General features: G+C 56.4%; 17 protein-coding genes, 2 tRNA genes and 2 other RNA genes. 10 read left to right on the forward strand and 11 right to left on the reverse strand.

The window, feature by feature from the left end; genetic code table 11:
- Positions 1-23: 23 nt before the first annotated feature.
- Entirely contained in the window at positions 24-608 is a 585-nt protein-coding gene (locus ACSBQV_RS05020; protein WP_033650224.1) for a thymidine kinase, read from the reverse strand.
- A 703-nt stretch (positions 609-1,311) separates the two neighbouring features.
- Here ACSBQV_RS05020 and hns point away from each other — a divergent pair.
- Complete coding sequence (hns, locus tag ACSBQV_RS05025; protein ID WP_004932170.1) at positions 1,312-1,719, forward strand: histone-like nucleoid-structuring protein H-NS; 408 nt, start codon at positions 1,312-1,314, stop codon at positions 1,717-1,719.
- Between the two features lie 189 nt (positions 1,720-1,908).
- Here hns and ACSBQV_RS05030 read toward each other — a convergent pair whose 3' ends face one another.
- The 5 genes from ACSBQV_RS05030 to rssA all read right to left on the reverse strand — a co-directional run bounded on the left by ACSBQV_RS05030 (position 1,909) and on the right by rssA (position 7,466).
- Entirely contained in the window at positions 1,909-2,919 is a 1,011-nt protein-coding gene (locus ACSBQV_RS05030; protein WP_033650223.1) for an NAD-dependent epimerase, read from the reverse strand.
- Between the two features lie 9 nt (positions 2,920-2,928).
- Complete coding sequence (locus ACSBQV_RS05035) at positions 2,929-4,272, reverse strand: UDP-glucose dehydrogenase family protein (RefSeq protein WP_099785847.1); 1,344 nt, start codon at positions 4,270-4,272, stop codon at positions 2,929-2,931.
- Positions 4,273-4,315: 43 nt separating this feature from the next.
- Complete coding sequence (galU, locus tag ACSBQV_RS05040; RefSeq protein WP_033650221.1) at positions 4,316-5,233, reverse strand: UTP--glucose-1-phosphate uridylyltransferase GalU; 918 nt, start codon at positions 5,231-5,233, stop codon at positions 4,316-4,318.
- A gap of 213 nt (positions 5,234-5,446) precedes the next feature.
- Positions 5,447-6,460: a two-component system response regulator RssB gene (gene rssB, locus ACSBQV_RS05045; protein WP_004932178.1), complete on the reverse strand. Its 1,014-nt coding sequence runs from the start codon at positions 6,458-6,460 to the stop codon at positions 5,447-5,449.
- Positions 6,461-6,563: 103 nt separating this feature from the next.
- Positions 6,564-7,466: a patatin-like phospholipase RssA gene (gene rssA, locus ACSBQV_RS05050; protein WP_069100703.1), complete on the reverse strand. Its 903-nt coding sequence runs from the start codon at positions 7,464-7,466 to the stop codon at positions 6,564-6,566.
- A gap of 118 nt (positions 7,467-7,584) precedes the next feature.
- Here rssA and ACSBQV_RS05055 point away from each other — a divergent pair, with 118 nt between their 5' ends.
- From ACSBQV_RS05055 to ACSBQV_RS05095, 9 genes are all read left to right on the forward strand, one after another.
- On the forward strand, positions 7,585-8,049 hold the full coding sequence (locus ACSBQV_RS05055; protein ID WP_033643306.1) for a YchJ family protein: 465 nt from the start codon (positions 7,585-7,587) through the stop codon (positions 8,047-8,049).
- Between the two features lie 68 nt (positions 8,050-8,117).
- Positions 8,118-8,966 (forward strand): formyltetrahydrofolate deformylase, encoded by an 849-nt coding sequence (purU, locus tag ACSBQV_RS05060; RefSeq protein ID WP_004932187.1) that lies wholly within the window; start codon positions 8,118-8,120, stop codon positions 8,964-8,966.
- A gap of 175 nt (positions 8,967-9,141) precedes the next feature.
- Positions 9,142-9,226, forward strand: a tRNA-Tyr gene (locus ACSBQV_RS05065).
- A 189-nt stretch (positions 9,227-9,415) separates the two neighbouring features.
- Positions 9,416-9,500, forward strand: a tRNA-Tyr gene (locus ACSBQV_RS05070).
- A gap of 46 nt (positions 9,501-9,546) precedes the next feature.
- Positions 9,547-9,673, forward strand: a non-coding RNA gene (locus ACSBQV_RS05075) — RtT sRNA.
- 47 nt (positions 9,674-9,720) lie between these two features.
- A non-coding RNA gene (locus ACSBQV_RS05080) (RtT sRNA) lies at positions 9,721-9,848 on the forward strand.
- A 207-nt stretch (positions 9,849-10,055) separates the two neighbouring features.
- Positions 10,056-10,628: a TIGR00730 family Rossman fold protein gene (locus tag ACSBQV_RS05085; protein ID WP_004932190.1), complete on the forward strand. Its 573-nt coding sequence runs from the start codon at positions 10,056-10,058 to the stop codon at positions 10,626-10,628.
- A 102-nt stretch (positions 10,629-10,730) separates the two neighbouring features.
- The gene (gene xthA / locus ACSBQV_RS05090; protein WP_004932192.1) at positions 10,731-11,537 is read left to right on the forward strand and encodes an exodeoxyribonuclease III; all 807 of its coding nucleotides are present in this window, start codon (positions 10,731-10,733) and stop codon (positions 11,535-11,537) included.
- Positions 11,538-11,581: 44 nt separating this feature from the next.
- Entirely contained in the window at positions 11,582-11,983 is a 402-nt protein-coding gene (locus ACSBQV_RS05095; RefSeq protein WP_099785849.1) for a pyrimidine (deoxy)nucleoside triphosphate diphosphatase, read from the forward strand.
- Positions 11,984-12,004: 21 nt separating this feature from the next.
- Here the strand turns inward: ACSBQV_RS05095 and ACSBQV_RS05100 are convergent, their stop codons facing one another.
- From ACSBQV_RS05100 to ACSBQV_RS05120, 5 genes are all read right to left on the reverse strand, one after another.
- The gene (locus ACSBQV_RS05100) at positions 12,005-12,301 is read right to left on the reverse strand and encodes a YnjH family protein (RefSeq protein WP_033643308.1); all 297 of its coding nucleotides are present in this window, start codon (positions 12,299-12,301) and stop codon (positions 12,005-12,007) included.
- On the reverse strand, positions 12,298-14,223 hold the full coding sequence (locus ACSBQV_RS05105) for a DNA topoisomerase III (protein WP_021503851.1): 1,926 nt from the start codon (positions 14,221-14,223) through the stop codon (positions 12,298-12,300). Before ACSBQV_RS05105 ends, ACSBQV_RS05100 begins: the two co-directional genes overlap by 4 nt.
- Positions 14,223-15,332, reverse strand: a complete 1,110-nt coding sequence (mnmH, locus tag ACSBQV_RS05110; protein ID WP_099785851.1) for a tRNA 2-selenouridine(34) synthase MnmH — start codon at positions 15,330-15,332, stop codon at positions 14,223-14,225. The genes ACSBQV_RS05105 and mnmH overlap by 1 nt, the downstream gene beginning before the upstream one ends.
- 8 nt (positions 15,333-15,340) lie before the next feature.
- A complete protein-coding gene (selD, locus tag ACSBQV_RS05115) occupies positions 15,341-16,384 on the reverse strand; it encodes a selenide, water dikinase SelD (RefSeq protein WP_042784711.1) in 1,044 nt (347 codons plus the stop codon).
- A 157-nt stretch (positions 16,385-16,541) separates the two neighbouring features.
- Positions 16,542-17,093, reverse strand: coding sequence for an NAD(P)H nitroreductase (locus ACSBQV_RS05120; protein ID WP_099785853.1), 552 nt, complete (start codon positions 17,091-17,093; stop codon positions 16,542-16,544).
- Between the last annotated feature and the right edge of the window lie 61 nt (positions 17,094-17,154).

Consider the following 17,154-nt stretch of genomic DNA (forward strand, 5'->3'; position numbering starts at 1 on the left):
GGGCGCTGGCGGCATTTTCGCCCCTACTCCAGGGAGTGAATCGCCTCTTTATAATGCTTGCGACAGACGGAGACATAGCTCTCGTTACCGCCAATCACCACCTGCTCGCCGGCGTGCATCGCCTTGCCATTCTCATCCAACCGCAACACCATGTTGGCTTTACGCCCGCAGTGACAGATGGTTTTCAATTCCACCAGTTTATCGGCCCAGGCCAGCAAATATTGGCTGCCGGTAAACAACTCGCCGAGAAAATCGGTACGCAAGCCGTAACACAATACGGGAATGTCCAGTTGGTCCACCACATCGCATAATTGCTCAACCTGCGCTTTGGTCAGGAATTGGCTTTCATCCAGCAGCACACAATGCACCGGCTGCTGTTGATGCTCTTGCTGGATCATGGCGTACAGCATCGAGTCGTTGTTATAGAGCTGGGCCTGCGAGGATAAACCAATGCGCGAACTGACTTTGCCTACGCCAAAGCGGTGATCGATCTCCGCGGTGAACACCAGCGTGCGCATACCGCGCTCTTGATAGTTATATGAAGACTGTAACAGCGCGGTGGACTTGCCGGCATTCATCGCAGAGTAATAAAAATAAAGTTGAGCCATGGCCCCGCAACTCCGATGGTATAAGAAATATTCAAAATGTTGATTAGGACGGTAAGTGTACCATAACCCGCCCCCCGCCTCAGCCCAAAGCGAACGAATATTGCGTTCGCCGTAATAATGCGCTTTCAAGCGAAACATATCGTTCTGTCGGCCTGTTCTTTTTACAGCTATTTACAGGATAATGTATGCCTGTCATCACTATTAATTCTTGCTAATGGTTAAGCCCGGTGATTTGCCCATTAATGCCGACTTGCCCATTCCCTCTCGCTGGCGCTGCAGCCGCGGCGGAGCCCCCGTCTATTATACGCGAGCCCAATACCGGGCATTTAATCACCTGCACCGACGCGCCAAGGTTTACTGACGCAATCTTTACCTATATACCCCTATTGTTTACAATGTCTGGCCTGCCGTGGCGTGATTAAGCCCACAGAACTCATTGTAATATTGATATAAATTACTACGATAACTTATCGATGAAAGCCTTGTGATACGCGCCTTTTAAAGCCTGTCTGCTGAAATTTTGACTTAAGCGTGCCAAGGGTAATAGTTAACAGCCCTTCCTATTATTAGTCGGACTGATCCGATTAACGGTTTTTTTAAAGGTAAATTTGAGTATTCAAGCCAATTTGGCTATTGCAGAAAAGAAAAGAGCACTCTATTATTATCGAGACGCCCCCCACCAATATAATTTGAGACTAGGACAATGAGCGAAGCATTAAAGATTTTGAACAACATCCGCACTCTGCGCGCCCAGGCAAGAGAATGCACACTGGAAACGCTGGAAGAAATGCTCGAGAAACTGGAAGTTGTTGTGAACGAACGTCGCGAAGAAGACAGCCAGGCTCAAGCAGAAATCGAAGAACGCACTCGTAAACTGCAGCAATACCGCGAAATGCTGATTGCTGACGGTATCGATCCAAATGAACTGCTGCAAACCATGGCTGCCAACAAGGCTGCCGGCAAAGCAAAACGTGCAGCACGTCCAGCTAAATACCAATATAAAGACGAAAACGGCGAACTGAAAACCTGGACCGGCCAAGGCCGTACTCCTGCGGTGATTAAGAAAGCAATCGAAGAGCAAGGTAAATCTCTGGATGATTTCCTGCTGTAATAGCGATTCAGTCCGTATCTGAAAGGCTCCCTGCGGGGGGCCTTTTCATTTTTAGAGCGTATAACCCTGATCCCGTCATTCCTCTCTCCTTTTAGTAAATATCCTAATTCGCTTTTGCGCCGTACATGAGATCGCAGCGAAAAAAAAAGGGACCCCAAGGTCCCTTCTGTCGCATTTATCCGCGTTCAATTATTGAACCTGATAGAATGCCTTATACCAGTCAACAAAGCGCTTCACGCCCTCTTCAACGCTGGTTTCCGGTTTAAAGCCAATGTCACGATAAAGCTCTTCCGTATCCGCGCTGGTATCCATCACATCGCCCGGTTGCATCGGCAGCATATTCTTACGGGCCGTCACCCCCAATGCCTTCTCCAACGCACTGATATATTCCATCAGTTTAACGGGGGTGTTATTGCCGATATTATAAACGTGATACGGCGCTGAACTGGTTGCCGGCGATCCCTGTTCAACGGTCCATGACGGATCCGCCTGCGGAATAACCGCCTGCAACCGCACTATCGCCTCGGCGATGTCATCGATGTAAGTAAAATCTCGGTGCATTTCACCGTGGTTATATACGTCGATGCTCTCCCCGGCCAATATGGCTTTGGTAAACTTGAACAGCGCCATATCCGGGCGCCCCCAGGGACCATATACCGTAAAGAACCGCAGCCCGGTTGTCGGGAGACCGTATAAATGGGAATAGCTGTGTGACATCAGCTCGTTGGCTTTTTTAGTCGCCGCATACAGTGACACCGGATGATCGACAGAATCTTCGGTGGCAAACGGCAGCTTGCGATTCAGGCCATATACCGAGCTGGAAGAGGCGTAAAGTAAATGCTCAACCTTATTATGACGGCAGCCTTCCAAAACGTTTAAATGACCGATCAGGTTGGCATCGGCATAAGCCAACGGATTGACCAGCGAATAACGTACGCCGGCTTGAGCCCCCAAATGAATGACTCGCTGGAACTGATGCTCGGCAAACAATGCCGCCATGCCTTCACGATCGGCCAAATCCAGCTTGATAAAGCGGAATCCCGGCTTATCCGCCAGTCGATCCAGACGGGCCATTTTCAGGCCCACGTCATAATAATCATTCAGGTTATCAATGCCGACAACCTGATGACCGGCGGTCAACAAACGCTCTGCAACGTGATAGCCAATAAACCCTGCGGCGCCTGTAACCAGGAATTTCATGCTCACTCCTTAAATAACCGGTTTAATCGAGGCGCCGCGGCCAATTGCGTAATAGGTAAAGCCGCGATTTTCCAAACGCTCCGGATCGTACAGGTTACGGCCATCGAAGATCACCGGCTGCTTCAACGCGCCCTTGATCACATCGAAGTCCGGCGCGCGGAAGTTCTGCCATTCGGTGCAGATCACCAGCGCATCGGCGCCGTGCAATGCAGCCTCTTTGGTGCCCACCAGCTTCAAATCGTCACGCTGGCCATAGATGCGCTGAACTTCGTTCATCGCCTCCGGATCGTAGGCTTGAACGATGGCGCCTGCGGCCCACAGCTGTTCCATCAGCACGCGGCTGGAAGCTTCACGCATGTCATCGGTATTCGGCTTGAACGCCAGCCCCCACAGCGCGAAGGTTTTACCCTTCAGATCGCCGCCGAAGTAGTCGTTGATAAAGCTGTTCAGCTTGTCTTTCTGCTGATAGTTGACCTGCTCTACCGCCTGCAACAGCTTCGGTTGGTAACCGATCTGCTCCGCCGTACGGATCAGCGCCTGGACATCTTTCGGGAAGCAAGAGCCGCCGTAGCCGCAACCCGGGTAGATGAAGTGATAGCCGATGCGTGAGTCGGAACCGATGCCCTGACGCACTTTCTCAATGTCCGCGCCCAGCATTTCCGCCAGGTTGGACATTTCGTTCATAAAGCTGATCTTGGTCGCCAGCATGCAGTTAGCGGCATATTTGGTCAGCTCCGCGCTGCGGATATCCATCATGATCATGCGATCGTGATTGCGGTTAAACGGTTCGTACAGCTCGCGAATAGGCTCGATCACATCTTTATTGTCGGTACCGATCACGATGCGCTCAGGACGCATGCAGTCTGCCACCGCCGCGCCTTCCTTCAGGAATTCCGGGTTGGATACCACGTCAAACGGCACGTTGCTGCCGCGTTTCGCCAGCGTTTCAGCCATCACCTGACGCACCTTGTCCGCCGTACCGACCGGCACGGTGGATTTGTCGATCACCACTTTGCGATCGGCCATGTGCTCGGCGATAGTGCGCGCCACCGCGGTGACGTACTTCAGATCGGCGGAACCGTCTTCATCCGGCGGCGTGCCGACGGCGATGAACTGGATAGTCCCGTGCGCCACGCCCGCTTTGGCATCGGTGGTGAAATGCAGACGGCCGGCCTCATAGTTTTGCTGCACCAGCGGCGTCAGACCCGGTTCGAAAATCGGGATATTCCCTTTTTTCAGGTTTTCGACTTTTCGCTCATCGACGTCAATACACATAACGTCATGGCCTACTTCAGCCAGTACGGCGGCCTGCACCAGACCCACATAACCAATACCAAAAACTGTTACTTTCATGTGAAAATCCTAGTTTTTCAAATTAAGACGAAAGATCACTCAATTACTTCTTGTCAGCGGCAACAACCTGTTGCAGCCACTGAGAAAATTCTTTGCCCAGGCTGGCATGGCGCATGCCGTATTCCACGAAGGCCTGCATGTAACCGAGTTTGTTACCGCAGTCATGGCTCACGCCTTTCAGGTGATACGCCTCCACCGTTTCCTGCTGCATCAGCATTTCGATGCTGTCAGTCAGCTGAATTTCGTCGCCGGCGCCCGGAGGCGTTTTCGCCAACAGCGGCCAGATATCGGCGGAGAGGACATAACGACCGACAATCGCCAGGTTGGAAGGCGCTTTCTCCGGCGACGGCTTCTCGACCACGCTGACCATCGGTGCGCTTTCGCCCGGATGCAATTCGACGCCTTTACAGTCTGCTACGCCGTAGTTGCCAACATCTTTATGCGGCACAGGTTCAACCATGATCTGGCTGATGCCGGTGGTTTCGAAGCGCTGCAGCATGTCGTGCAAGTTGTCTTTTTTCGGATCGGCGCTGTATTCGTCAAGGATCACGTCCGGCAACACCACCGCGACCGGCTCATCGCCCACCATCGGGTAGGCGCACATAATCGCGTGCCCCAAGCCTTTGGCATTCCCCTGGCGGACTTGCATCACGGTAACGCCTTTCGGGCAGATTGACTGCACTTCATCGAGCAGTTGACGCTTGACGCGTTTTTCCAGCATCGCTTCCAGTTCGAAACTGGTATCAAAATGGTTTTCGATCGAGTTCTTGGAGGAGTGGGTGACCAGCACAATCTCGTTAATCCCTGCCGCAATGCACTCATTGACGACGTATTGGATCAGCGGTTTATCAACCAGCGGCAACATTTCTTTCGGAATGGCTTTGGTGGCCGGCAACATCCGCGTACCCAAGCCTGCAACCGGGATCACGGCTTTTCTGACTTTGCGATTTACAGCAGGCATTATTTCCTCTCTTAAAGCTGAAGCGCTCATTTTATGAGCTTGGGCTCGATATAAAAAAACCTTCGGAGTATACCAGCTTATGCGCGCCTGGCATTAACCAGAACACAAATAGAAAACATTTAGGACTATTACCCGTTCTGATAATCGGGAGAAAAAATAAACGGTTTAATTACCGATAAGTGAATAGCTTAAGATATCGCCGATCAACGTCCATTATTCGGCGCTGAGCATCAGCCGCAATCGGCCGCCGCTGCCCCATACCTGACATTGCCAGGCCGTACAGCGTTGACTGATCTGGTTCATGTAGGTGGCGCCCAGCGTGCCCAGCGGCACGCCGTTGCTCAGCTGAATTTGATTGTCGCCGGTATTGACGTTGGCATGCAGCCCGGCGGAAACCAGAATCAGGTTTTTATTTTCGGCGTGATAATATCCCAGCAACAGCGGGAATTGGCCGTCTAATTTCCCCTGCCGCAATAATTGATTAACCTGCTTTAACAATGCCGACATTTGCGGCAGGCGATGTTGTTGATTAGCCAGATGGTCTTGCAGCAACCCATTAAATAATGCGCGTAACAGCAGCGCCGCCAATACGCCATTATCACCGGCGCGCGTGACGTCCAGGCAATAGAACGCCAGGTCTTTTTCTGACAATGCCGCGATATCCAGCACCAGCCCGGGATTTTCGCCCGTGGTTAACTGGCGATAGTTGATCCGGCAATGCGCAATGGTTTGCTGCACCGGCGGCTGCAATTGCTTAAGCAGTTTGACGGCTTCGGAAGGATTCTTGCTCAGCGCGTCCCAATCCTGAAACAGCTCAACCTCTTCAATCGCCTGGGAGGTGAACATATTGGGGTATAAACACGCCAGCACCGCCTCACGCAGGCGATTGAGATCGGTCAGCGGTTTCAGCAGCACATCCTGTACGCCCAAACGCAGCACCTTGGCGATGTCCGCCATCTTGTCGGTAGCGGAGATCACCAGCACCGGGATCTGCAGCCCCTGCAGACGCAGGTGTTCAACGAATTCGATGCCGCCCATTTCCGGCATCGCGAGATCGCACAGAATCAGATCCGGCTTGAAGTCGTCGACGGCACTCAGCGCCTGTAAACCGTTGGTCGCCTCGCCGGTTTCAGCGCCCAGCGAGGTCAGATAACCGACCAGCACGGAACGAAAAACCTGTTCGTCCTCAACGATCAAGATACGCTTGTGAGTGAGTGGTAATGCCATCAGCCGAGCCTCGTCCCTTTCCATAGTGTAATAGTGGCTCAAAAAGGTCACTTATGCTCGTCTGAAACAGACCAACCTCGCATTGCCAACCAAGAACCGAGAATTATCTATTTTTTATCAACGGCAACAACCGATCCAGTTGTTTTTCAACCGCCAGCAACCCCGCCTCGATCGCTTCATCGGCGCGGTGGAAATCCAGCGTTGAGATCTGCGGGCAAAAAGGCTGGATCAAAACGTCCGGCGGATCGCTCGCCATCCGGTTGCGCTTCAGGCGATTTTCCAGCATTTGAATCGACGTGCTCATAATCTCCATCGCCGTCGGCGCCGTCGTCGGTTTGCGCTTGCGCATTCTGCCGACGCGCTCCCGCAGGCGCCCGCGCCAGGTCTCCGCAGGCGTATCGTCCGGGCTTTCGTCCTCGCCGCGTATCGAGAACAGATCCTGCTGCATCAAATGCGCGTCATGCTGCAGATCGACCGCAATGACAATATCGGCGCCCAGCGCCCGGCAGAGCGACACCGGTACCGGATTGACCACCGCGCCGTCCACCAGCCAATAGCCGTCGGCCCACACTGGCGCCAATAGGCCTGGCATGCTGCAAGAAGCGCGCACCGCCTGATGAATATCGCCTTCGGTCAGCCACAGTTCGCGGCCGGTGCTGAGATTGGTCGTCACGGCGCCGAACTTCAGCGTACATTCGGCAATATCATTGATCTTCAACAGTTGCCCGACGGCAGTGAACACCCGATCGCCGCGCAACAAACCGCCGCGCTGCCAGGAAAAATCCATCAGACGAATGACGTCCCAATAGCTGAACGACCGCACCCACTGCTCCATCACCGGCAAACGGTGACTGGCGAATGCCGCCCCCACCAATGCACCGACAGAGCAGCCGGCAACGATATCAACCTCAATCCCCAGTTTCTTTAACGCATTGATCACGCCGATGTGCGCCCAGCCTTTAGCCGAGCCCGCCCCCAGCGCCAGTCCGATCTTGATTTGCCGCATAGCGCCATCCTCTCGGTAAAAGGTGTTCTCTGCTTTCAGGGTAGATTGTCACTGACGAATATTGTTAGGTAACATATGCGCTAAATTCATTTTCAGCCTCGTTTTCTCAGGAGTTATTTTGCCCGAATCATGCCCATGCGGCAGCGGACTGGCGTATAACGCGTGCTGCGCCCCTTTTATCAGCGGCAGTCAGCCGGCGCCGACGCCCGGCCAACTGATGCGTTCACGCTTCACCGCCTACGTGAATCATAACGTCGACTATCTGATCGCCACCTGGCACCCCGACTGCGGCGCCGAAGCATGGCGCAATGCGATCGTCGACAGCTTCAAAAACACCGAATGGCTGGGCTTGACGATCGTCGAGGAGCAAACCGGCCATGAGCCGGACGAAGGCTTCGTCGAATTCATCGCCCGCTTCACCGATGGCGAAAGCGGCGAGCCCCAGGCGATGCATGAGCGCTCACGCTTCCTTCGTCGCGATCAACGTTGGTATTATATCGACGGCAGCAAACCCCAGCCCGGCCGAAATGCGATATGTCCCTGCGGCTCAGGGAAAAAATATAAGAAGTGCTGCGGGCGCTAGCCGGCCGGCGCTTCACGTTAACGCCTGCGCAGACAGGCCGTTCAGTATCAGACAGGATCCTCAAACCCATGCCACACCAAAATGTACAACGAAAAGTGTTACGCACCATCTGCCCGGACGCCAAAGGGCTGATCGCCAAGATCACCAACATCTGTTACAAGCACGAGCTCAATATCGTTCAGAATAATGAGTTCGTCGATCACCGCACCGGGCGTTTCTTCATGCGCACCGAGCTGGAAGGCATTTTCAACGACAACACGCTGCTGGCCGATCTGGACAGCGCCCTGCCGGAAGGTTCGCTGCGTGAGTTGCACAGCACCGGACGTCGGCGCATCGTGGTGCTGGTCACCAAAGAGGCGCACTGCCTGGGCGATCTGTTGATGAAAAGCGCCTATGGCGGCCTCGACGTTGAGATCGCCGCCGTAATCGGCAACCACGACACGCTGCAAACGCTGGTGGAGCGTTTCGATATTCCTTTCCATCTGGTGAGCCACGAAGGATTGACGCGCGAACAGCACGACCGCGAAATGACGGCCAAGATCGATCAATATCAGCCGGATTACGTGGTGTTGGCCAAATACATGCGCGTGCTGACGCCGGCCTTCGTGCAACATTATCCGAATCAGGTGATCAACATTCACCATTCGTTCCTGCCGGCGTTTATCGGCGCGCGGCCTTATCACCAGGCCTACGAACGCGGCGTGAAAATCATCGGCGCCACGGCTCACTACGTTAACGACAATCTCGACGAAGGCCCGATCATCATGCAGGACGTGATCCACGTCGATCACACCTATTCCGCCGAGGATATGATGCGCGCCGGCCGCGACGTAGAGAAAAACGTGCTCAGCCGAGCCCTGTATCAGGTGTTGGCGCAGCGCGTCTTCGTCTACGGCAATCGCACCGTTATTCTGTAATCGCTCAATAAATCGGTGCATTTCGTTCAGGGATGCACCGCCAAGAATAAAAAAACGGCAAACGATTCATTTTCTGCATTTCAATGCTTTACACATCCGCTTCATTTGATATGATGCGCCCCGCTTACCGAGACAGCGCTCTCGCAAGCAAGGCCAGTTAAATAGCCATGTATATGGTGGGGTTCCCGAGCGGCCAAAGGGAGCAGACTGTAAATCTGCCGTCACTGACTTCGAAGGTTCGAATCCTTCCCCCACCACCATCTTCTCTCTGTTGATGAAATTGAAGCGAAAGCTGAAATATCATTAAACGCCGAGGGGGAGGATGAGAAGCTTCGACAAGGTTCGAGCCGAGCGCAGCGAGACAACGCGCTTTAGCGCGGTAATCCTTAGAAGCACACAATAGGAATTTAGCCCATTCCTTAAAAAATCAGCAAATCCATGAATACCATGGTGGGGTTCCCGAGCGGCCAAAGGGAGCAGACTGTAAATCTGCCGTCACTGACTTCGAAGGTTCGAATCCTTCCCCCACCACCATCTCTTGCAGAAAATCCCAAAACGACTTAAAACATATTGCATCCAGAATGCTCCGTACCGGGGAAGGATGAGAAGCTTCGACAAGGTTCGAGTCTCACGCAGTGAGACAACGCGCTTCAGCGCGGCCCGCAGGGTGAGGCGCGCAGCGACGAATCATCCTTCCCCCACCACCATCCCTTGCAGAAACCCCCAAACCGAATTAAAAGCACATCGCATCCATAATGCTCCGTATTGGGGAGGGATGAGAAGCTTCGACCAAGATTCGAGTCTCACGCAGTGAGACAACGCGCTTCAGCGCGGCCCGCAGGGTGAGTCGCGCAGCGACGAATCATCCTTCCCCCACCACCATCTCTTACAGAAAATCCCAAAACCCACTTAAAGCACATCGCATCCAACACGTTGCATCCAATGTTCTCGTATCAATAAATCAAGTTATCTCCCCCTTATTAACCGCTTTCATCCAGACGTTTTATTTCTCTCCCCCGCCCGTAACTTGAACTCCGGCCGACAATTCGCTATACCACTGGCTTCTTTAGTGCAGTAAGGAACAGGTGGATGCGAAACAATATTTGCGTTTTTTGTGGCGCCAGCGAAGGCGTCAATCCCGCTTATGCCGAGCAGGCTCGCCAACTGGGGCAATTGCTGGCCGCACAGGGGCGCCGTTTAATCTACGGCGGCGGCAAAAAAGGACTGATGGGGATTGTGGCGGACGCGGTGTTGGCGGCGGGCGGTGAAGCTGTCGGCATTATCCCCGAGCGCCTGGTTGAAGCGGAAACGGCGCATCGCGGCCTGACTGAATTGGAAGTGGTGCCAGACATGCATACGCGCAAAGCCCGTATGGCGGCGCTGGCGGACAGTTTTATCGCCCTGCCCGGCGGCATCGGCACGCTGGAAGAGCTGTTTGAAATCTGGACCTGGGGGCAAATCGGGTATCACAACAAACCGGTCGGCCTGCTGAACGTCAACGGTTTCTACCGCCCACTGAGCCAGTTCCTCGAACACGTCGCCGATCAGGGCTTCATGCGCCACGACTATCTCGGTACGCTGCACATCAGCGAATCGGCGCAAACGCTACTGCAACAGTTTGACGACTATCAACCCAAAAATTACGACCGCTGGGCGAAATAAAGCCGGCTGCGCAGTCAGCGGGCTCGCCGCTGTCTGCGTTACATTTCCCGCCAAACTCTGCTACTATCACAGCACATTTTTCTCGTGAAAACGGCACCGCTCATGAAGTTTGTCTCTTTTAATATCAATGGACTGCGCGCGCGTCCGCATCAGCTGGCGGCAATTATCGAACAGCACCAGCCCGACGTGATCGGTCTGCAGGAAACCAAAGTTCACGATGACATGTTCCCATTGGAAGAAGTCAGCCAGCACGGCTATCACGTGTTCTATCACGGGCAAAAAGGCCATTACGGCGTGGCGCTGCTGACCAAAGCGGAGCCCCTGGCCGTGCGCCGCGGCTTCCCGACCGATGAAGAAGACGCGCAGCGTCGCATCATCATGGCCGATCTGGCTACGCCGCAGGGCACGCTGACGGTGATCAACGGCTACTTCCCGCAAGGTGAAAGCCGCGACCACCCGATCAAATTCCCGGCTAAAACACGCTTTTATCAGGATCTGCAAAACTACCTGGAGCAGCAGCTGTCGGCGGAATCCCCGGTGCTGATCATGGGCGACATGAATATCAGCCCCAGCGATTACGATATCGGCATCGGCGAAGACAACCGCAAACGCTGGCTGCGCACCGGTAAATGCTCCTTCCTGCCGGAAGAGCGCGAATGGATGGATCGCCTGCTGAACTGGGGCCTGGTCGATACCTACCGCCACGCCAACCCGGGGCGCAACGACGAGTTCTCATGGTTCGACTACCGCTCCAAAGGGTTCGACGACAACCGCGGCCTGCGTATCGATCTGCTGCTGGCCAGTACCCCGCTGGCTTCGCGCTGCATCGCCACCGGCATCGATTACCAAACCCGCGGCATGGAGAAACCTTCCGACCATGCGCCGGTCTGGGCGGAATTTACGCTGTAACCCCATCACCCCGGCGTCCGCCGGGGTTTTACTCTGTGAAGCCAATGACAATTATCGACGTGGTAGCCGCCATTCTGGAAAAAAATGGCCGCATTTTGCTGGCCCAGCGCGGCGCAGACAGCGATCAGGCCGGTCTGTGGGAGTTTCCCGGCGGCAAAGTTGAGCCGGGTGAAAGCCAACCGCAGGCGCTGGCGCGCGAACTGGATGAAGAATTGGGGATTTGCGCCCGTATCGGCAACTATGTGGGCAGCAATCAGTGGCAGCAAGGCGAACGCCTCATCCGGCTACACGCCTGGCGAGTCGCGGAGTTCTCCGGTGAATTGCAGCTGCATTGTCACTCAGCGCTGGTGTGGGTCACGCCGCAACAGGCGCAGGAATATACCCTGGCCCCGGCCGACGTTCCACTGCTGGCGGACTATATCGCCGCGCAAGGCGATGCACGCTGAGCGCGGCGATAGGTTACATGGTCACTTCTTCAATCGCACCCAAATCAAGGGGTTGGTGCCGATGGTGTTAGGCTCACGCACGCACTGCAGCACTTCTCCTTCGACTTTGAGCACCGCGCCTTCGGAATAGTTTTGATTCTGGTAGACGCAACAGCGGTTGCAGGGTTGCGCCGGTGGCGAATTGGCGCCGTTTTTCGCCGTGCCCCAAATCTCCGGCGAAACCGGCAACACCACGTCCACATCGCCCCGGTTGGCGGCCGCCAGGCCGCAGTACGCCAGGGCAGCGGCAGCCAGCACCCCATTGAGTCCGTGCTTCATTCACTCTTCTCCTGCGCCTTACCGGCGCTTTTCCTGCGTTTTTTGCCTCCGCTGGAAGGCGGCGGCGGCAACCCACGAAACGCCATGCTCGCCCGGCTCTGCTTAGCCTGATAAATCAGCTCTTGCAGCGTGCCGACCAACGGCTGCATAAAGTCCTGATAACGGCAGGATTTCTCGCTGATTTGCGTCAGCGTTGCCTCCCAGTTGGCCGTCATATCAGGACGCGCAGCAAGATCCGGCAGCGAGTGAATCAACGCGCGCCCGGTTTCGCTGGAGTGAATATAGCGTCCCTTCTTGTACAGAAACGCCCGTTTGAACAGCAATTCGATGATCCCCGCTCGCGTCGCTTCCGTACCTAAACCATCGGTCGCCCGCAGGATTTTCTTTAGCGCTTTATCTTGTACAAAGCGCGCGATGCCGGTCATGGCCGACAACAGACTGGCGTCGGTAAACGGCCGCGGGGGCTGCGTCTGGCGCTCCACCACCTCACCGCGCTCACACAGCAGCTCATCATCTTTAGCCACCACCGGCAGCGGTGCGCCTTCGTTTTCTTCGTCGCGCTCCTTGCTGCCCAGCAGCGTACGCCAACCGGCTTCTGCCAGGAAACGCGCCTTGGCGATAAATTTGCCGCCGGCGATATCCAGCTCAATCACGCATTTGCGGAATACCGCATCCGGACAAAACTGCATCAGATACTGGCGCGCCACCAGCCCATACACGTTCCGTTCATCCTGCGTCAGATTAATCTTGCCGGCACGGGCGGTGGGAATGATAGCGTGGTGCGCATCGACTTTTTTATCGTCCCAGCAACGGTTGCGGCGATCGCTGTCGATCACCGGCTGCGGGTACAGTTCAGGCTGGTGCACGCTGATGGCGTTCAGCACCGCGTGGCGGCCGGCGAAATGTTCTTCCGGCAGGTAGCGGCAGTCGGAACGCGGATAGGTGATCAATTTATGGGTTTCGTACAACCGCTGGCAAACGTCCAGCACCTGTTGGGCGCTGAGGTTATAACGCCGGGCCGCTTCGATTTGCAGCGTGGAGAGCGAAAACGGCAGCGGCGCGGTATCTGATTCCCGTTTATCGTTATAGGACGTGACCAGCGCCGGCTGGCCCTCGATGCGCTTGACCACGTGCTCCGCCAACGGCCGGTGCAGCAAGCGCCCCTCTTCGTCCTGATAAGGCTCGCACGACTCGCTGGGCTGCCACAACGCCACGAAACGCTCTTCTTTCGGCGTAACGATGTGCGCCTTGACCTCAAAGAAGTCTTTCGGCACGAAGTTTTCGATCTCTTCATCGCGCCGCACCACCAACCCCAGCACCGGCGTCTGCACCCTGCCCACCGACAACACGCCGTCATAACCGGCGTTGCGGCCCAGCAGCGTATAAGCGCGGGTCATATTGATGCCGTACAGCCAGTCGGCGCGTGAGCGCGCAAGAGCGGACACGCACAATGGGATGAAGTCACGGTTGTCGCGCAGACGTTCAACCGCGCGTTCCACCGCCTGCGGGTTGAGATCGTTGATCAGACAGCGGCGCACGTTCTGGCGTTTTTCCGGCGTCAGATCCAGGTAGTCCAGCACCTCATCCACCAGCAGCTGCCCTTCGCGATCCGGGTCGCCGGCGTGAACCACTTCATCGGCTTCAAGCAGCAACTTTTTAATGGCGTTGAGCTGTTTACTGACCGAAGGCCGCGGCTGCAACCGCCATTTTTCGGGAATGATCGGCAGATCCGCCAACGACCAGCGCGCATAGCGGCTGTCATAAGCGTCAGGCTGAGCCTGCTCCAACAGGTGGCCGACGCACCAGGTCACCACATCGTTGTTGCCGCAGGCGATATACCCGTCGCCGCGGCGATGCGGCTTGGGCAATACGTCGGCAATGGCGCGCGCCAAACTCGGTTTCTCGGCTATGAACAGTCGCATTATTCACCGTTTTTCTGGCTGAACGTCATCAAGAATTCTCTTACTTCTGCATAGTTCCCACGGAAGACAATCCGCTGGGCTTTCTTTTCCAACTGATAGCAATACATCGGATCGTAGTACTGCTGCAACAGGGGCGCCAACCACTCGCGGTGCGCCTCGCCCTGGCCGCTGAGCCGCTGTGTCCGCAGCGCCGCTTCCAGTCGTTGCGTCAGCTGCTGGAAGCGTTCCAGCCCCAGGCGGCGGCGTATGGCGAACAGGCCGTGGTGCAGATAGTTGTCGTACTGTCGCCAGCCCTCTTCCATGCCATAGGCCTGTTCGAACTGTTCGCGCATGCCGTCGATATATTCCGCCTGCAAACGCGCCAGGCGAATGTCGAACGGATCGTCGATCACCGCCACCGGCGCCTGCTGCATCCCATTGAACAACGGCAGCGGCAAATTGTTGCTGCCGATGATCCGCCCTTCGTCTTCCAGCACCCAACGGCGGCTGCCACCATGCTGTTTTTTCAGCAATAACACAGCCAGACGATTCTCAAAATCGATCTGCGAGCTCTGGCCCGCCAGCGTTCGACCAAAAGATGAACCGCGATGGCGCGCCACGCCTTCCAGATCGACGCCGTCGGCCAGTTCGTTGACCAGCAACGTCTTGCCGCTGCCGGTATTGCCGCCCACCAGGGCCATCGGCAATGCCGCGCTTTGCGCCAGCACGCCGAGCAAATAATTGCGCAGCGCCTTATAACCGCCAATGATCCGCGGGTACTCGACGCCGGCCTCATGCAGCCATTGCTGCACCAGCTGTGAGCGCAAACCGCCGCGGAAGCAATAGAGATAGCCTTCGGGCCGCTGCGCACAGGCCGCCAGCCAGGCGGTGGTGCGCTGTTCGCGCAGTTTGCCGTTCACCAGACTGTGGCCGAGCGCGATCGCCGCTTGCTGCCCATGCTGTTTATAGCAGGTGCCCACCGCCTGCCGCTCGCTGTCGAGCATCAGCGGCAGGTTCAGCGCCTGAGCGAAGGCGCCCTGCTGAAACTCGATCGGCGCGCGCACGTCAATCAGCGGCACGTCCTGCAGAAAAATGCGTTGGTAATCGTCGCTGTCCGGCCTTCCTTGCATGTTGGACACTACACGACCTCGATCAGCGGCTTATCGGCCGATGCCACATGCAGCTCGCCGATGGCGTTGAGCGTAATGCCATGCTGCTCGGCAATCGCCAGCACCTGCGCTTCCGCCTCCGGCAATACCGCCAACAGCAAACCGCCGGAGGTCTGAGGATCGCACAGCAACTGGCGCTGCAGATCGCTCATCTCGCCCACCAGATGGCCATAGCTGTCGAAGTTGCGCCCGGTACCGCCCGGCACGCAGCCCTCGGCGATATACGCCTCGACGTCCGGCAGCTTCGGCACCCGATCGAACCAGACCGTCGCCTGCAGCCCGGAACCCTGACATACCTCGCTCAGGTGGCCCAGCAGGCCAAAACCGGTGATGTCGGTCATCGCCGTGACGCCCGCCACCTCGGCAAAGTCGGCGCCCGGCTTGTTCAGGCGGCACATCACGTCCGTCGCCAACCCCTGATGCTCGGGGCGCAGCTTGCTTTGCTTCTCGGCGGTCGTCAGCACGCCGATGCCCAGCGGCTTGGTCAGATAGAGTTTAGCCCCGGCCCGCGCGGCGCTGTTCTTCTTCACCCGCTCGGTATTGACCACGCCGGTTACCGCCAGGCCGAAGATAGGTTCAGGCGCATCGATGGAGTGGCCGCCAGCCAGCGCGATCCCCGCCTGCTGGCAGGCGAAACGCCCACCGTCGATCACCTGCTGCGCCACCTCCGGCGGCAGTTTGGCGATCGGCCAGCCGAGAATGGCGATCGCCATGATCGGTTTGCCGCCCATGGCGTACACGTCGCTGATGGCGTTGGCAGCGGCGATGCGGCCGAAATCGAACGGATCGTCGACGATCGGCATGAAGAAGTCGGTGGTGCTGATAATGCCGACGCCGTTGCCGATGTCATATACCGCCGCGTCGTCGCGGGTTTCATTGCCGACCAGCAGACGCGGATCGACAAATTTCTCCCGCTCGCTGTGCAGGATGGTTTCGAGAACTTTCGGTGAGATTTTGCAGCCGCAGCCAGCGCCATGGCTGTACTGGGTTAAACGGATCGCTGGCGATGTCATAGTCCACTCCCTTCGATAACGGCACTCAAGATAACATAGGGTAGCGCTTGCCGAGGGGATTGATAAGAGCGTGCCGCCGATAAGCGAGCGGCCTGCTCAGAAACCATGCAATTTTGCGGGGTTTGGCGCATTTTCACCGCGCCCCGTTGGATAATACTTAGAAATAGCTGACGAAAGGCGTGCTGTCCGGCGGCGTCACTTTGGTGGCGGCCTTCAGCTGCGGCGTGCCCAGATAGAGGAAACCGACGATCTCATCCTGCTCGCGGCAACCGAAGGCTTCACGCACCAGCGCATGCTCGGTCCAGGCGCCGGTGCGCCAGATGCCGTTAAAGCCCTGCGCCAGCGCCGCCATCTGCATCGCCTGCACGGCGCAACCGGCGGAAACCACCTGCTCCCAGCGCGGCACCTTGGTCTCTTCAGTGCAATGCGCGATGACGGTGATGATCAGCGGTGCGCGGAACGGCGCCTTGGTGGCTTTTTCGATCGCCGCCTCATCCATCTGATCTTGCTTCGCCGCCGCCTGCAGCAGCTGACTGAAGCGCTCCAGGCCCTGATTCTCGATCATCACGAAACGCCACGGCTGCAGCGCGCCGTGATCGGGCGCACGCAGGCCCGCGTTGATGATGTTTTGGCGCACTTCCCCCGCCGGCGCCGGTTCCGCCAGGCGCGAAGCCGAGCGACGATTCAATAAAAGATCCAGAGCATCCATCGTAAACTCCTGATAACAATTTTCATTCCGGCCACGTTAACATAGCTAAACGGCGAGTTAC

It is taken from the genome of Serratia sp. B501, from assembly GCF_051172315.1.
Lineage (GTDB): Bacteria > Pseudomonadota > Gammaproteobacteria > Enterobacterales > Enterobacteriaceae > Serratia > Serratia ureilytica.

What these genes read in the sequence shown, in the direction of transcription:
- ACSBQV_RS05020 (WP_033650224.1), bottom strand. Translation starts at nt 608, where the DNA reads ATGGCTCAACTTTATTTTTATTACTCTGCGATGAATGCCGGCAAGTCC.
- hns (WP_004932170.1), top strand. Translation starts at nt 1,312, where the DNA reads ATGAGCGAAGCATTAAAGATTTTGAACAACATCCGCACTCTGCGCGCC.
- ACSBQV_RS05030 (WP_033650223.1), bottom strand. Translation starts at nt 2,919, where the DNA reads ATGAAATTCCTGGTTACAGGCGCCGCAGGGTTTATTGGCTATCACGTT.
- ACSBQV_RS05035 (WP_099785847.1), bottom strand. Translation starts at nt 4,272, where the DNA reads ATGAAAGTAACAGTTTTTGGTATTGGTTATGTGGGTCTGGTGCAGGCC.
- galU (WP_033650221.1), bottom strand. Translation starts at nt 5,233, where the DNA reads ATGCCTGCTGTAAATCGCAAAGTCAGAAAAGCCGTGATCCCGGTTGCA.
- rssB (WP_004932178.1), bottom strand. Translation starts at nt 6,460, where the DNA reads ATGGCATTACCACTCACTCACAAGCGTATCTTGATCGTTGAGGACGAA.
- rssA (WP_069100703.1), bottom strand. Translation starts at nt 7,466, where the DNA reads ATGCGGCAAATCAAGATCGGACTGGCGCTGGGGGCGGGCTCGGCTAAA.
- purU (WP_004932187.1), top strand. Translation starts at nt 8,118, where the DNA reads ATGCCACACCAAAATGTACAACGAAAAGTGTTACGCACCATCTGCCCG.
- ACSBQV_RS05085 (WP_004932190.1), top strand. Translation starts at nt 10,056, where the DNA reads ATGCGAAACAATATTTGCGTTTTTTGTGGCGCCAGCGAAGGCGTCAAT.
- xthA (WP_004932192.1), top strand. Translation starts at nt 10,731, where the DNA reads ATGAAGTTTGTCTCTTTTAATATCAATGGACTGCGCGCGCGTCCGCAT.
- ACSBQV_RS05095 (WP_099785849.1), top strand. Translation starts at nt 11,582, where the DNA reads ATGACAATTATCGACGTGGTAGCCGCCATTCTGGAAAAAAATGGCCGC.
- ACSBQV_RS05100 (WP_033643308.1), bottom strand. Translation starts at nt 12,301, where the DNA reads ATGAAGCACGGACTCAATGGGGTGCTGGCTGCCGCTGCCCTGGCGTAC.
- ACSBQV_RS05105 (WP_021503851.1), bottom strand. Translation starts at nt 14,223, where the DNA reads ATGCGACTGTTCATAGCCGAGAAACCGAGTTTGGCGCGCGCCATTGCC.
- mnmH (WP_099785851.1), bottom strand. Translation starts at nt 15,332, where the DNA reads ATGCAAGGAAGGCCGGACAGCGACGATTACCAACGCATTTTTCTGCAG.
- selD (WP_042784711.1), bottom strand. Translation starts at nt 16,384, where the DNA reads ATGACATCGCCAGCGATCCGTTTAACCCAGTACAGCCATGGCGCTGGC.
- ACSBQV_RS05120 (WP_099785853.1), bottom strand. Translation starts at nt 17,093, where the DNA reads ATGGATGCTCTGGATCTTTTATTGAATCGTCGCTCGGCTTCGCGCCTG.